The organism is Vibrio ostreae (genome assembly GCF_019226825.1).
GTDB classification, from domain to species: Bacteria; Pseudomonadota; Gammaproteobacteria; order Enterobacterales; family Vibrionaceae; genus Vibrio; species Vibrio ostreae.
In genome coordinates this window covers 819516-834946 of record NZ_CP076643.1, presented here as the reverse complement: position 1 = coordinate 834946, position 15431 = coordinate 819516, and the positions used below count along the sequence as shown (strand labels likewise).

General features: G+C 49.8%; 14 protein-coding genes. 11 read left to right on the top strand and 3 right to left on the bottom strand.

The features are described from left to right. The first annotated feature begins 280 nt into the window (after positions 1-280). Entirely contained in the window at positions 281-1684 is a 1404-nt protein-coding gene (locus tag KNV97_RS09960; protein WP_136484595.1) for a sugar porter family MFS transporter, read from the top strand. Positions 1685-1769: 85 nt separating this feature from the next. Here the strand turns inward: KNV97_RS09960 and KNV97_RS09955 are convergent, their stop codons facing one another. Next, positions 1770-2963, bottom strand: coding sequence for a XylR family transcriptional regulator (locus KNV97_RS09955; protein ID WP_218563012.1), 1194 nt, complete (start codon positions 2961-2963; stop codon positions 1770-1772). Between the two features lie 196 nt (positions 2964-3159). Between KNV97_RS09955 and xylB the strand changes: the two genes are divergently transcribed. The 4 genes from xylB (at position 3160) to KNV97_RS09935 (ending at position 7822) form a co-directional block, all read left to right on the top strand. Continuing rightward, positions 3160-4617, top strand: a complete 1458-nt coding sequence (xylB, locus tag KNV97_RS09950) for a xylulokinase (RefSeq protein WP_218563011.1) — start codon at positions 3160-3162, stop codon at positions 4615-4617. A 197-nt stretch (positions 4618-4814) separates the two neighbouring features. Continuing rightward, positions 4815-5147 carry a hypothetical protein gene (locus KNV97_RS09945; RefSeq protein ID WP_136484588.1) on the top strand — a complete coding sequence of 111 codons (333 nt, stop codon included), beginning with the start codon at positions 4815-4817 and terminating at the stop codon, positions 5145-5147. A gap of 1017 nt (positions 5148-6164) precedes the next feature. After that, on the top strand, positions 6165-6458 hold the full coding sequence (locus KNV97_RS09940; protein ID WP_136484586.1) for a hypothetical protein: 294 nt from the start codon (positions 6165-6167) through the stop codon (positions 6456-6458). A 236-nt stretch (positions 6459-6694) separates the two neighbouring features. Next, positions 6695-7822, top strand: coding sequence for a 5-methyltetrahydropteroyltriglutamate--homocysteine S-methyltransferase (locus tag KNV97_RS09935; protein ID WP_218563010.1), 1128 nt, complete (start codon positions 6695-6697; stop codon positions 7820-7822). A 105-nt stretch (positions 7823-7927) separates the two neighbouring features. On the opposite strand, the gene KNV97_RS09930 is transcribed toward KNV97_RS09935, so the two are convergent. Next, positions 7928-8788, bottom strand: a complete 861-nt coding sequence (locus KNV97_RS09930) for a DMT family transporter (RefSeq protein WP_218563009.1) — start codon at positions 8786-8788, stop codon at positions 7928-7930. Positions 8789-9148: 360 nt separating this feature from the next. Between KNV97_RS09930 and KNV97_RS09925 the strand changes: the two genes are divergently transcribed. From KNV97_RS09925 to KNV97_RS09905, 5 genes are all read left to right on the top strand, one after another. Next, on the top strand, positions 9149-10405 hold the full coding sequence (locus tag KNV97_RS09925; protein WP_218563008.1) for an aromatic amino acid transport family protein: 1257 nt from the start codon (positions 9149-9151) through the stop codon (positions 10403-10405). Between the two features lie 228 nt (positions 10406-10633). Next, on the top strand, positions 10634-11593 hold the full coding sequence (locus tag KNV97_RS09920) for an HlyD family secretion protein (protein ID WP_218563007.1): 960 nt from the start codon (positions 10634-10636) through the stop codon (positions 11591-11593). Further along, a complete protein-coding gene (locus KNV97_RS09915; RefSeq protein WP_218563006.1) occupies positions 11590-12516 on the top strand; it encodes an ABC transporter ATP-binding protein in 927 nt (308 codons plus the stop codon). The genes KNV97_RS09920 and KNV97_RS09915 overlap by 4 nt, the downstream gene beginning before the upstream one ends. Continuing rightward, positions 12513-13610, top strand: coding sequence for an ABC transporter permease (locus tag KNV97_RS09910; RefSeq protein WP_218563005.1), 1098 nt, complete (start codon positions 12513-12515; stop codon positions 13608-13610). Before KNV97_RS09915 ends, KNV97_RS09910 begins: the two co-directional genes overlap by 4 nt. Before the next feature lie 230 nt (positions 13611-13840). Continuing rightward, positions 13841-14062, top strand: a complete 222-nt coding sequence (locus tag KNV97_RS09905) for a hypothetical protein (RefSeq protein ID WP_218563004.1) — start codon at positions 13841-13843, stop codon at positions 14060-14062. Between the two features lie 334 nt (positions 14063-14396). Here KNV97_RS09905 and KNV97_RS09900 read toward each other — a convergent pair whose 3' ends face one another. Then, on the bottom strand, positions 14397-14645 hold the full coding sequence (locus KNV97_RS09900; protein ID WP_218563003.1) for a DUF1289 domain-containing protein: 249 nt from the start codon (positions 14643-14645) through the stop codon (positions 14397-14399). Positions 14646-14807: 162 nt separating this feature from the next. Between KNV97_RS09900 and KNV97_RS09895 the strand changes: the two genes are divergently transcribed. Further along, positions 14808-15251, top strand: coding sequence for an META domain-containing protein (locus KNV97_RS09895; protein ID WP_218563002.1), 444 nt, complete (start codon positions 14808-14810; stop codon positions 15249-15251). Positions 15252-15431: the final 180 nt, after the last annotated feature.

The window sequence follows — 15431 nt, the reverse complement described above, 5'->3', positions numbered from 1 at the left end:
GAATAACTTTCTAGCTATCAAATGTCAGGAATAAGGTTATTTTCATTGATAACAGAGAATCTTCAATTACGAATTTTCACAACCTAATTCAGATATCTTTCAACTGTGAGACTCGACACACTTCCAATCAATTCAATAAAAACAACAAGTTATTTCAAAAGTAACTTTAAGATCACAATTACAAAATATCATAACGATGATGATTTATTCCGTAATTTATTTATCAGGATTTACTGACAAGAATATTAGCGCCCTACAAAAAATATAACGAGGAATAAACATGAATAATAAAGTCAACGTGCTGCGCCTGACGCTGGTGGTAGCACTCGGCGGGCTGTTATTTGGTTATGACACCGCCGTCATATCCGGAGCAACCGAAGCGCTGCAATCCTATTTTCAACTCACCCCCGCTGAACTTGGCTTTGCCGCCTCTTCAGCTCTGATCGGCTGTGTGCTTGGTGCGATTGTCGCCGGTGATTTCAGTAGCCGTTACGGCCGGCGTGGCGCATTGAAAATCGCTGCCTTGCTGTTTCTGATCTCAGCCGTCGGTTCGGCGATTCCGGAAAGCTACTGGACCTTCGTCGTCTACCGTATTATCGGCGGGATCGGTGTCGGTATCGCGTCCATGGTTTCGCCAATGTACATTGCTGAAGTCGCCCCACCGAAAAAGCGTGGCGGCCTCGTCGCCTGCAATCAGTTCGCGATCATTTTTGGTATGCTGGTGGTCTATTTCGTTAACTACGGTATCGCTCTGATTGGCACGGAAACCTGGCTGAATACCACCGGCTGGCGTTATATGTTTGCTTCTGAGGTCATTCCGGCGGGTCTGTTCCTGCTACTGCTGTTTACTGTACCGGAAACGCCGCGCTGGCTGGCGATGCGAGGCAGAAACGATGAGGCTTACTCACTGCTCAAAGCTCTTAATAACGGTAATGGTGCGGATGTTGATCACCAATGGCGGGACATCCAGTCTTCATTCAAACAACACAACAGCACATCAATCGTCGCCAGCGGATTCTTTGGTGTTCTGGTGATCGGCATTATGCTCAGTGTGCTGCAGCAAGTCACCGGCATCAACGTATTCCTCTATTACGCACCGACCATTCTGAAAGGCTTTAGTAACTCCAGTATCGATATTGCATTACTGCAAACCATTCTGGTGGGTGCGGTCAACCTCGGCTTTACCGTGGTTGCGATTCTGACCGTGGATAAATTCGGCCGCCGCCCGCTGATGATGCTGGGTGCAGCCTTAATGGCGGTCAGTATGATTGCAATTGGTACCGCGGCTTATCTCAACGCCATCGGCGGATACCTGCTGATCTTCGTGCTGCTCTACATCGGCGCGTTTGCGCTGTCACTTGGTCCTGTGGTCTGGGTGTTGCTGTCAGAAATTTTCCCTAACAGCATTCGTTCTAAAGCGTTATCCATCGCCGTGTTTGCTCAGTGGGCCGCGAACTTTGTGGTCTCGCAGACTTTCCCTATGATGAACGATCCACAAAGCAGCGTTTACCAAACCTTTAACGGTGGCTTCCCGTTCTGGTTATACGGCGTGATGGGGATCTTTACCATTTACTTTATCTACAAGTGGGTACCTGAAACCAAAGGTAAATCGCTTGAAGAACTGGAAGAGTTATGGGAGAAATCTGCCAAATCCGCTGAAGAGAAAATGATTACTAATCATTAAACCTAAAACAATTACTAAATCTAAAACAATAATAAATAAGCCTGCAATCTGCAGGCTTATTTATTGGCAGCGTTCGTGATCGGAATTAATTATTTTCTTCACTTCCGCTCAAGCGATATTCTTTGGGCGTTTTACCAAACGCTTTCTTGAATACAGAATACATATATTGCAATGATGGATAACCACATGCCTGAGCGATTTCTGCAATCGGCAATTCGGTGGAAATCAATAAACTTTTTGCTCGTTCTAATTTTGCTTCATGAATTTCATTATGAATCGAGTAACCGCGCTCCTGGCGAAAACGCGCTTCCAGGTTGGAACGGGAGATACCGACATGATGCAGTACCTGCTCGACTTTGATGCCTCTACAGGCGTTATGACGGATAAAGTGCAGAGCCTGAATCACGTAGGGGTCGTTCAGAGCCTGAAAGTCCGAACTTTCCCGTTCAAACACCTTAGTTGGCGGGATTAACACCCGCGCAGGGTTGATAGTGAGCGGCTCGCCCTGCTCCTTCTTATTCAGCAAACGGTGCAACATCTTGGCCGCAGTGTAGCCCATCGATTTACAACCCTGCCCAACCGAGCTCAGTGACACCCGGGTCAGATAGCGCGTCATCTCTTCGTTGTCGATACCGACAACAGCAATGCGGTCCGGCACCATTAACCCCAAAGAATCACACGCTTGCAAAATATGTCTCGCTCTTGCGTCTGTCACCGCAATGATCCCAATCGGATTAGGCAACCGTTGCAGCCAATCCGCCAGACGGTTCATGTCATATTGCCAGCTGAGCGGGTTGGTCTTATTGCCACGATAGACTGAATGAAAATAATCATTTTGTGTCGCCAGATTAACAAACGCACTTTCCCGCTCTGAAGCCCAGCGCTCCCAGGATTCATGGGGAATACCGTAAAAGGCAAACTTCTCAATTCCCTTATCCCTGAGATGATTAAACGCCATCTCCACCAGCGCGCAGTTGTCCGTCGCCACATAAGGCACATCCGGGTATTGCTGTTCATCTTTGTAAGAGCCACCAATACCGACCACCGGGATCCCTGAGTCCTTGAGCAGTGACTCGATCGCCGGATTATCAAAATCGGCAATCACACCATCACCGCGCCAGGCACGGAAATGATCAATATTGGTGGTGAAATCTTCTTCAACAAAAATGTCCCAATGGGTTTGCGATGCGTGTAAATATTCGCCGATACCCTCCATAATTTGCCGGTCATAAACTTTATTGGCATTAAATAGTAAAGAGATTCGATAATTTTTATCCATAGGCAGTAACCAATTGGTCAAAGAATTTGCCGGAGTCTATCAAAATGACAGAAAAAATAATGTGATCATTAAGGGAGTCGCTAAATATCTAAACTCAATTAATAAAAATCATAATTGAGACCGCACAGCAAATGAATAGACTGGTTACAGTACCCTAAAAATAACAAACTGGCCTACGCCAAAGAGGACATAAATTATGTATATCGGGATTGATCTGGGCACGTCAGGTGTCAAAGCCATTCTGCTCTCTGCCAACGGCGAGATACTCGCCTCAGCAACCACAGCGATGACGGTCTCTCGCCCTAAGCCTTTATGGTCTGAACAAGACCCAAAACAGTGGTGGGATGCCACGCTCAATTCACTGTCCGAGCTGGGAAAACAACACAGCCTGCAGCAGGTCCAGGCCATTGGTCTGTCCGGACAGATGCACGGCGTGACTCTGCTCGACGGCGCAAACCAGGTGTTACGTCCGGCCATATTATGGAACGACGGACGCTGCGAGCAGGAGTGCCTTGAACTAGAACAACTCGTACCGGAGAGTCGCGATATTACCGGCAACCTGATGATGCCAGGATTTAGCGCACCCAAGCTGAAATGGCTCGCCAAACATGAGCCGGAGTGTTTTACACGCGTCGCTAAAGTGTTGCTGCCGAAGGATTATCTGCGCTTTCTGCTCAGTGGAGATTTCGCCACCGACATGTCTGACGCCGCCGGCACAATGTGGCTCGATGTCGGCATGCGCGACTGGAGCGACGAAATGCTCAGCGCTTGCTGCCTCAACCGCTCGCAAATGCCGGCACTGTTTGAAGGCAACCAAATAACAGGCACGCTCAATCAGGAACTGGCTCAGCAGCTTGGTATGGCGTGTGTCCCTGTTGTTGCGGGCGGCGGTGACAATGCCGCTGGCGCCGTTGGGGTCGGTATTGTCAAACCGGGCCAGGCGATGATTTCACTCGGCACATCCGGGGTTTACTTCGCGGTCAGCCAAGGTTTCACCACCAACCCGGCCGCTGCATTGCATTCATTTTGTCACGCTTTACCGGGCACCTGGCATACCATGTCGGTGATCCTCAGTGCAGCTTCCTGTCTGGATTGGGTAGCCCGGATGACCGGTTTCAGCGCTGTCCCGGCGATGATGCAAGCGCTTGACGCACAACAACCGCAAACCGATGTTATCTTTTTGCCTTATTTGTCTGGTGAACGGACACCACACAATAATCCGAATGCCAAAGGGGTATTTTTTGGCCTGACTCATAATACGACACCGCTGCATATGGCACAGGCGGTATTAGAGGGTGTGGGATTTGCTTTGCAGGATGGTCTGGATGCGCTGCACATGACCGGTGATGTGCCGGATAACATTACGCTGATTGGTGGCGGGGCGCGCAGCGCATACTGGCGCCAGTTACTGACAGACATTTTCAATACCGAGTTGGTGTATCGCGAGGGGGGCGATGTCGGTCCGGCCCTGGGTGCTGCCCGTCTTGCGCAGCTGGCGATTGAAGGCAAGCAGGCTGCAGTAGAGCAAATCTGCGCCCAACCGCGGGTTTTGCAGACCCACACGCCAAATCCTGAGATACATCAGCAACTGGCGGTAAAACGTCAGACTTACACCAGCCTCTATCGACAATTAAAGCCGCTGTTCAACGCCTGATCCATCCGGTCTGTCCTCTGCCTGGGCAGACCATCCCCTTCTTGCTCATATCGGTCTGTCCGCTTATGTGGTAACTCATCTCCACCTTGTTTTTTGCCACCCCGCAACGCAATAATCACGTTTCACAAGAATAAAATAGTGTCTATCGGATAAAAATTACGCTAATTTGTAGGTACCACGTCGCTTGGAGAAGAGTTATGGCTGATATCATCGATCATTCGCTTAGTGAAATTCGTCGTGACCTAAAAGAACGCTTAATCACTGCACTATCCACCTGTCCTATCGCTCGTGAAGCGTGCTACCCGCGCTTGTTAACCATGCTGACTTATTACCTGGTCTATGAAGAGGGTGAAATCAGTTACCCGCACTTTCTCTCCCAGCTCAGTCTGGCAGAGAATCAATGGCGCTGCTTTATTATCTTTGGATCGTCCCTCAGTCCGCAGGAACTGAGTGCAATTATCGACACTTCCCACCGTCACCAGCAAGAGTTAGACCCGATTTTAAACACTTTGGGGATGTATTTACCTTAGCTCACTGGTTTGTCATTTTAGATAAATACGGGGCGCAGCGCTGATGTTGCGCCTTATAAAACCGACACTTATCCACAGCAAACGCGACAAGTTGCCAACAGCTACGCACAACGTTATTTTAATGCTTGCATTCACTATAGATTTGGGTGTATGAATATGAACATTCGATGACATGTCAGACAAAGATAAGTTTGACATTTTTCTGTCACACAGGCCGGTTAAGGTGATTCCAGGCTGTTGAGAGAAACATCGTAACTTGTAAGATAAGCGCTGCGAAAAAGCAGGCATCTTCTGTTATGTTGCTTCAGTCGTATTAGCTAAGCCATAACGTATTATGTGCTTCTGTTGAAGCAGAAGCGTCACAAAGTAAACCTGAAAAATAAGCCCACCAAGGGCGCTACTTATAAAGGAGATTACTATGAAAAAAATGAGAAAAGCTCAGCTGCATCGTGTTCGTATTCAATATTGGAAAGATACGAAACAAGCAGAGAAAAAATCATAGTGACCAAGCGATTAGCCGCAAGCTAATCCGCAAAAACCAGCTATTGACACGCAATAGCGAGTAACAAGTCAAATCGTGACAAATCAAACAGCCTCAACGCAATAGTCAGAGGCTAACCCAACAGAACTGGCAATGCCGGGAGGTAACTATCCCTCCACTTCCCTAATATTGCCAGTTCGAAAATAGCCTGCTGTGATCCAGCCTCCGTCTTATCCCCCGCACAGACGCTCGTTTTTCAGAACCGATGAACCATGCCCCAACGTCAAATTGGTTAGCAAAGTTCACACCGTATCGAGCGATATTTTCACTCAATCAGCATGAATTTGATTCGGATCAAATCCAGTTCAGGCGTCATTCCGTTTAGTTAATAATCTGCGCCGTGTTACAAAGATTCGGTCTAAAAAAATCCTGCCCGCGACAAGAGCTCTGTGCCTGCTTCGCTATACTTACAATGTAGTTGGGGCATCCTTGCTGTATACGGCTGCGTAAATTCATACGTTTCAATTGAGCTTACTATGTACACTAAACATCGTTCTTACACTTTGGCTGGAAAGGAACACTACCATGCACGGGTCATGGTCGATCCGACAGGTTATTTACACATCGACATCATGGAGGAAAGCGACGAACTTGACGGTGAGTTTGAAAGCCTGAGTTTCAAAACTCAGGACAGGAAAACTGAGCTGACTTGTCAAGACGCCGAGCACGACTGGCGTATTGCTCTGCAGGGTCAGGATGCAAGAGAACTCGTGACTCTGATTGAAGAAGCGAAAGAAGAGTATGAAACACTAATGCGTGATCTGTGTTAATTGTGGCAATGACCACCAAGCCGACAGTTATTTTTAATCACCCCTCTAACCTCAGAACCGGAAAACCTTTAGCGTTTTCCGGTTCTTTTATTATGTCTTCTGTTACTTGCGTGTAATTAAATAGCAACATGAATTTTCTTCATGTTATGTATGAAAAAAATACGGATTAACAGGACGTCTAGCCATCCATTACTCTAGCCTTAACAACGCAGAATAAATAACAAGAGGTATCTGTCATGGCTAATCGCCCTCCTTTCCGCACTGACTCCGTCGGCAGCTTTCTTCGTCCAGCTTATCTTCATCAGGCTCGCCGCGAATTTGCAGAGGGAACCATCAATCGTGCTCAGCTGACCGAAGTTGAAGATAAAGCAATTCTTGAATTGATCGACCAACAAAAAGCAGTTGGTATCAAGGCCATTACCGATGGTGAATTCCGCCGCGGCTTCTGGCATATCGACTTTCTCGAAAATCTGACCGGTATCGAAGGTTACACCGCTGACAGTTACAACCAGAAATTCCACGGCAAAGCAGCGCCGGCATACAACATCCGTGCAACCGGAAAAATTGCATTCAATCCGGAACACCCATTCCTGGACCACTTTGAATTTCTGCTTAACGCTGTAGGCACAGACAGTGAATTCGTGGCGAAAGCGACGATTCCTAGCCCGACCATGATTCTGCGTCAGGAAATTCTGGCTAACGATGGTTCGTCAAAAATCCACCAGCTTTACCCGCAAATTGAAGAGTTCTACCAAGATCTGGCGCAGACTTACCGTGATGCCATTGCGGCCTTCTACGCACGTGGCTGTCGCTACCTGCAATTTGATGATACCAACTGGGCGTTTCTAATCGATTCAAGCAAGCGCGAAAGCCTGTTCGAAAAAGGCATCAACCCGGATGAGATTGCCAACGTCTGTACGCAAATCATTAACGAGTCACTGCGTGACAAGCCGGAAGACCTGATTGTGACGACTCACATCTGTCGCGGAAACCACGCTTCTTCATGGCTGTTTTCGGGCGGCTACGAGCCGGTGGCAGAAGCTCTGTTTGCGACCAAGTACGATGGTTTCTTCCTGGAGTATGATTCCGAGCGTTCTGGCGATTTCGCGCCGCTGCGTCACTGGTCAAACAACGGTAGCCAAATCGTACTGGGTCTGATCACCTCTAAGTTCCCGGAACTGGAAGATGCAGAGCAAGTGAAAGCGCGCATCCAGGAAGCCACTCAGTACGTACCGTTAGAAAACCTGTGCATCAGCCCGCAATGTGGCTTTGCTTCGACCGAAGAAGGCAACAAACTGACTGTCGAACAGCAGTGGGATAAGATCCGCTTCCTGACTGAAATCGAGAAACAGATCTGGTCTTAATGGTGCAGTGCCGATGGTAACCGCATCATCGTAACGGAAAAGACAAAGGGCGCCGCGGCGCCCTTTGTCTTTGATGAGCCAGCACTCTGAATCAGTGGGTGCTGCCTAAGCTCTCATGCTAGTGAGGCGATAAAGCACTAAAGAGCCAAGCAACAAAGCGCAGCCGATTATTTTATTCAGCGGCATCGACTCATCGTAGATCCAGACACTCAATATCATGGTCCAGACCGGTTCAAGCAGCATCAGCAGTGCCGCATTGGTCGGATTGGCGTGTTTTTGCCCCAGCGTCTGCATCAGATAACGCAAACTCGTTGCCAGCAATACGCTGAGCGCGAACCACTGCCAGGTGATGATGCTGACATTGTCCGGCCAGGTTTCAATACTGTAAGAGAGTACCAACCCCAGACAGCCAGTCGCGAACAGCTGCAGCGTGGTGAGCAACATCGGTGAAAAACGTGCCGAATACTGGCTGTTAAAGTTGAAATGTACCGCCAGTCCCACCGCCGCGACCAAGAACCACATCTGATTGGCGGCAATATTCCATTCACCACTCCAGGCCAGTAAAAACAGTCCGATCACGGCTATTGGCAGTGACAGCCAGAACGGGCGACCGGGCCGGCGTTTAAACAGAACCCAGGCGACCAAGGGCACAAACAGCATCGACAAACTCATAATAAACGCCCCCTCGCCCAGTGTTTCACTGATCGAAATGGCATAAATCCAACAGAAAATAGAGCCGCCCAGAAAGACGCCAACGCCCATCGAACGCAAAATTTCGCCACGCGGCGCTTTGCGCAGCGCCGGCAGACAAAACGGCAGTAACAGTAAGGACGCCGTAACAAAACGTAAGCCGATAAACCCTATCGGCGGAAGTCCTTCAATGGCTTGTTTAGAAAACACCCAACCGGCCGCGGCCAGTAAAGTTGTGATAATCAGAATGAATTCAGCACGCAGGTTAGCAAACATGAGCAGTTGTTATTATTGTTAAACAGGCAGATGTTAATTGTGAGGCATATCCAAACACAACTCCACTATAAAACGCTTTTATTTCTGTAGCTTAGCCAAAGCTTCCCACACCAGTTTTCTAAAGGCCGACAACCGTTTGTTAACACATACCAACACTAAAAAATAGATATTTTTTAGTGTTTAATTTCATTAAGCAACCATAAAAATAGAATAATATTCTGTTATATTGCGAAAAACCTAGTTTCATTCATCAGAGAGTTATAAATCTGTCAGTCAATTTGACCAGCGTCACAATGTGATCATATCTACCAATGGTAGTAGGATTTGCAATATTATAATTCACACCATGGCAATATTTCAGTGAAAGAAACTCAAGAAACCGTCGATTTTGGAGTATCCACTACTCAAACCGGCTGGAACAAACACGACACACATTGGTTACTCAGTTTATTTGGCACTGCCGTTGGTGCCGGGATTTTATTCCTGCCAATCAACATTGGCCTGGGCGGTTTTTGGCCACTAGTACTGATGGCACTGCTCGCTTTTCCGATGACTTACCTTGCCCACCGTGGCCTGGCCCGCTTTGTCCTCTCTTCCAAACGGTCTGATGCAGATTTTACCGATGTGGTAGAAGAGCATTTCGGCACGCGCGGCGGCCGTCTGATCTCGCTGCTCTACTTCCTGTCAATTTTTCCGATCCTGCTGATTTACGGCGTAGGCATCACCAACACGGTGGACAGTTTTCTGGTCAACCAGGCGCAAATGGTTTCCCCGCCACGGACACTGCTGTCCGGCGTTCTGGTCTTTAGCCTGATTGCCATCATGCTGGGCGGTGAAAAAATCATGCTGCGCGCCTTTGCCGTGATGGTCTACCCGCTGGCGGCGATTCTGGCGGCACTGTCGCTGTATCTGATCCCTTACTGGAGCATGCCATCACTGGCCATCCCAGCCGCTGCCGATTTCCTGCAAACCGTATGGCTGGCTGTTCCTGTCGTGGTGTTTTCATTCAGTCACGCCGCGGCGATTTCCAGCTTTGCCAATATTCAGCGCCGTCACTACCGCAAGCAAGCGGTGGTGAAATCCGAGCAAATCCTCAAGCGTACCAGCGTGATGCTGATTGCGTTTGTGCTGATGTTCGTGTTCTCCTGCATACTCGCACTGTCGCCACAGCAACTGCTGGAGGCCAAAGCGCAAAATGTATCCGTGCTGTCGTACCTCGCCAACGCCACCAATAACCCGTTTATCGCGACCCTGGGACCTTTGGTTGCGTTTGTTGCTATCACTTCATCATTCCTGGGCCATTTCCTCGGTGCGCGTGAGAGCCTGAATGGCTTGCTGACCAAGTACACTAAACTACCACTTGCCGTGGCAGATAAGCTGGGCATCGCACTGATGTTTATCGCTATCTGGTTTGCTGCAGTGATGAACCCAAGCATTCTCGGCATGATGGAAGCCCTGTCCGGGCCGGTCATCGCCATGATCCTGTTTATTATGCCAATGCTGGCGGTGTTTAAAGTGGATGCCCTCCGGAACTATCGTAAACATCTCGGTACTTACTTCGTGCTCCTGGTCGGAATGCTGGCGGTCTCGGCACTGTTGTTCAGCCTGCTGGGCTGATTCAGCGCGATAACGACCAACGGTCCGCGGATGCGGGCCGTTTTACCAGGTACGCCCCATCCTGCGCCACACCTTGTGCTCGGCATCCGTTGCGAATAACTTCAATTATGCGGGCTGTCCGGCGGATAGCAGGCCTTCTCTGTCATACACTGATGATAACCATACGATGGTTGCCGCTCTGGCCACGATTATTGGATGGTGTTGATTTGGTCGGAAAAGGAAAAATGGATGCTGCGCACTTGTTTTTTGTTACTGGCTATCCCGCTGCTGTCGGCCTGTGGTGACCGCCAGGACGCGTCACAGGCTTTAGGCACGCTTGAACGTGATCGGGTGACACTCTCAGCCACCAGTAACGAAATAATCCGTCAGTTACCCGTAACCGAAGGCAGCAGCGTGCGTGTCGGTGATGTACTGGTTGTACTGGATACGGCAGAGCAACAGGCCCTGCTCGACCAGGCCCTCGCCCGTCAGACTCAGGCTCAGGCCGCACTAGCGAAACTGACCCATGGTGAAAGAGCCGAAGACATTGCGGTCGCCAGAGCGCAGCTAGACAGCACCAGAGCACAACTGACCGAAGCACAGCAGACTTACCGCCGCGTAGCAGAGTTGGTCAGCAAAAGCCTGCTCAGCCAGGCCGAGCTAGACCAGGCCAAGGCCAGCCGTGATACCGCACAGGCAGAGTGGGCCTCTGCCACTGAGCAACTGACGAAACTGACCGCCGGCGCGCGAATCGAAGATATTGATCAGGCTCGGGCGCAACTGGCCGCGGCACAGGCAGAAGTGGCATTGCAGCAGCAAAAACTCACCCGGCTCACCGTTACCGCGACCCGTGCCGGCATTCTTGATAACCTGCCCTATCATCTCGGCGAACGGGTACCAAACGGCGCCGTCGTTGCCGTGTTGCAGTCAGACAGCGCGCCGTTTGCACGCGTTTACGTGCCGGAGAGGGTGCGCGCGCATTTTACTCCGGGCCGCAGTGTGACTGTGCATGTCGACGGTACACCAAACAGCTATCAGGGCACAGTGCGCTGGGTGGCGACTGAGCCCTCTTTTACTCCTTACTATGCACTGACTGAAAATGAACGGGCGCGGCTGATGTTTCTGGCTGAAATTGACTTACCTGCCGCCGCACGCGATCTGCCGTCCGGCGTACCGGCCCAAGTTGACTTTCCGCAGGAGGCAAAATGAGTGAACTGGCTATCGAGGCACGCGGCGTCAGTAAGTTATTTGGCGATTTTACCGCGATTCATGACATCAACCTCAATGTGCCGACCGGCAGCATCTACGGCTTTCTCGGCCCCAACGGATGTGGCAAGTCGACCACCATCCGGGTTCTGACCGGCCTGCTGACGCCAACCCGGGGCAGCGTGAATGTACTTGGCCTTGATATCCCGCGTCAGTCGGAAATCCTTCGGCTCAATATCGGCTATATGACGCAGAAATTTTCCCTGTATGACGATCTGAGCGTGGAAGAAAACCTGCAGTTTATCGGTCAGATCTTTGGCATGAATCGTCAGGCCCTGAAACAGAGGACCAATCAGCAGTTAGCCACTTACGGCCTCGATCAACGGCGCAAGCAACGGGTCGGCAGCATGAGCGGCGGGCAAAAACAGCGCCTGGCACTGGCAAGCGCCACCATGCACCGCCCGCAACTGCTGTTTCTTGATGAACCCACCTCGGCGGTGGATCCGGAAAACCGGCGTGAATTTTGGGAGCAGCTTTTCGATCTCTCATCACAAGGTACTACCATACTGGTGACGACCCACTACATGGACGAAGCGGAGCGCTGCCATCGTCTCGCCATCATGGATGCGGGCGAAATTCGTGCCGATGACGAACCGGAAAAACTAATGCAGCAGATGGGCGTGCACGTGGTTGAGGTCACCGCACCGGACTTGCGCTGCTTAAAAGAGACACTGTTACAACGGCCTGAAATCCGCTCTGCGGCGCAGTTGGGCGTACGATTACGGGTACTTATCTACCGTCATATTCAAGATCCGGTACAGTGGCTGCGCAGCACGCTCCCGCAATTAGCGCAAGCCAACATCGGTCTGGCACGGCCCAGCCTGGAAGATGTATTTGTCACTGTGACCGGGAAGAACCGCCAATGAACAGCCTGTTTCGGATTAAAGCGGTGATGATTAAGGAGTTTCGCCAGTTATCGCGTGACCGTATCACCTTTGGCATGGTGATCATGATCCCGCTGATTCAGTTATTGCTGTTTGGTTTTGCTATCAATACCGATGTTCGCAGTATTCCAATTGCCGTCGTCGACAACAGCCAATCTGTAACCGGGCGCTGGCTGACCGAATCGGTCCGGGTCAGTCAGGTGGTTGAGATTAAACAAGTGTATAGCACCGCGGAACAGGCACAACAAGCCATCGCCAGCGGCGAAGTCCGTGCCGCGCTGATCATTCCGCCCGATCTCAACCGGCGCATTTTGGATGGACGTGAACTCGGGCAGTGGCTGATAGACGGGTCTGATACCATGATTGCCAGCGCTATATCGGGTCTGCAGCACATGCCCACTGCAGACATTGCCTTTCACCCGCATCCCGAAGTGGCTGCGACCTTCGCCATCACCCTGTTTTACAATCCGAGCAAACGCGCGGCCGTCAATATTGTTCCCGGCTTACTGGGCGTCATTCTGACCATGACCATGATTATGTTTACCAGCGCGGCGATTGTACGTGAACGGGAAAGAGGCAATCTGGAATTGCTGATCACCACACCGGTCCACTCGATGGAGCTGATGATCGCCAAAATCATCCCGTATATTTTTGTTGGCCTGATTCAGGTGTTCATTATTCTCGGCCTTGGTCATGTAATTTTTGCCGTGCCGATCAATGGCGCTGTCAGTCAGATCTTGTTCGGCACCCTGCTGTTTATTTCCGCCAGCCTGACTCTCGGACTAATGATCTCAACCATTGCCACCACGCAACTGCAGGCAATGCAGATGACGGTGTTTATTCTTCTGCCCTCGATTCTGCTGTCTGGTTTTATGTTTCCCTATGAAGGTATGCCGCTGGCAGCGCAGTGGATTTCTGAAGCCCTGCCCGCGACCCATTTTATGCGCCTGATTCGTGGCATTGTGCTGCGCGGCGCGGATCTGGCCGATCTATGGCGCGACAGCTTATGGCTGGCGGGTTTCACCCTGCTTGGTCTGGTGGTGGCTTCATTACGCTTCAAAAAATCTCTCGATTAAGTTCAATGCCTTAAAGTGACACAAAAGACAGTAAACTGAGCCATACAGTTGGTAGGTTTGTGATTAGATAATCAGCCTTTATTAATATATAAAGCCTTTCTATATCACGCTTGGGTGCGCGATTGATGTGCTAAATCCATTAGAAAATATAGGGCACCGACTTCGTTGACTAAAAAGTAACCAGGTTCTAACTTTGTACATTAGTCGTCATCACAACGGAGGTCCCACCAATGAAACGTGCCAACCCAAGTTACCGTCTTCAGCTCATTAAAGAAGTCGCCTTACGAAAGCAATCCTCTACTCTCGATCCGATGGCGAACTATATACGAACGTTACTTTCTAAAAAATCCGACAGCAAATTCCAAAAAGAATCGACACGAAGTTTCAGCGGTGCACACTTTGATGAGCATGCCGGTGGCTGGGTCAGTGATCGCTGGCAACTCAATAAATAATACAAGCCCGACCGCAACGAACAGAATGTCACTTAGGCTAGTGCCAACATTAGCCTAAGTGTTTAATAACAATAAATTAGTATCTGATAAATATAAATTAAGTATCTGATAAAAATAATAAAGTCATCGCGAACATCTTTTACTATCAGCGAGGAACACGCGCTTCCAAACACTGAGTTCCTATCGCTCATCCGCATTCAGACGTCTTGCGGCACTCGCTATCTGTCGCACGGCTTTGTCGGGCTCGCTGCGCTATAGACCTAAATCTTTTGGCACCAGATACCCGATAAAGGTCGCCGAACGGCGACATAGCGATCAAAGCCGATCGCGCGGATCAAAACAACTCTTGTTGCGGGCTGTCTGGTTCTTCATGGCTTTGCGCGGCCTGTTTTCCGGCCGCCATTTTGCGGCGATAGCGCTGCTGGCACAGCTTAATCACGTGCAATTGTTCTGCGGCAGTCATCTCCAGCCAGCGAAAGCGTTCTTCGCGCTTGCGCATGCAGCCGCGGCAGTAGCCTTTATCGTCTAAACTGCACACCCCGACGCACGGGCTGGGAACCTGGAAAAATTCTAGCTGCTCCATAAGCGACGCAAATATCCTCTAATGTGCGTGTAACACTCTGTAAAATAGAGACATTCGTTCTATTTTTCGATCGTGTTGCATATTAAACTATAACCTTTTACTGACAAAAACAGTGTTTTATTGTCTATACTGTCGGCGTTTTCCACATTTGGAGTGAATATTATGAAGCTTAGTTCAAAATCATTACTTGCCGTAATCACACTGCCCGTCCTGCTCGCAGCGTGTGCAAGCAATGGTGATGATGCGCAAATCAGCGAACAGGATTTGCAACATCATAACTGGCAACTAACCCAAATTGATGGCCAGGCGGTCAAACAGGGTGATCGTCATCAGGTACCGCGTCTCGAAATTGGCGAAAAAATGATGGCAAGCGGCAACGCCGGCTGTAACAACTTTTTCGGTAAAGCCGAGTTGAAAGACAACCGTCTGCGCATTGAAAAAATGGGCATGACGATGAAGATGTGTATCGGCGACATTATGGATACCGAACAGGCCGTGTCCCAGTCTTTACAAGAGTGGAACGACATCACGCTGACCAAACAGAGCATGATCCTGAAAAACGATGTTCATACCCTGACCTTTACCCTGAGTGACTGGAAACAGTAACCTTTAGGTTCCGGTTTTATGAGGCAGCCAGTTGGCTGCCTTTTTTATAGCCAGCGCGAAACCCTGCCGCTGTCCGCTGGTGAGGATGTTGAGATCGTGAAGCGTGACGCGAACTATTTCCTTACTAATCAGATCTTTTGCGATTTATCATTCATAATGAATGATAACGTCCTGCGGCCC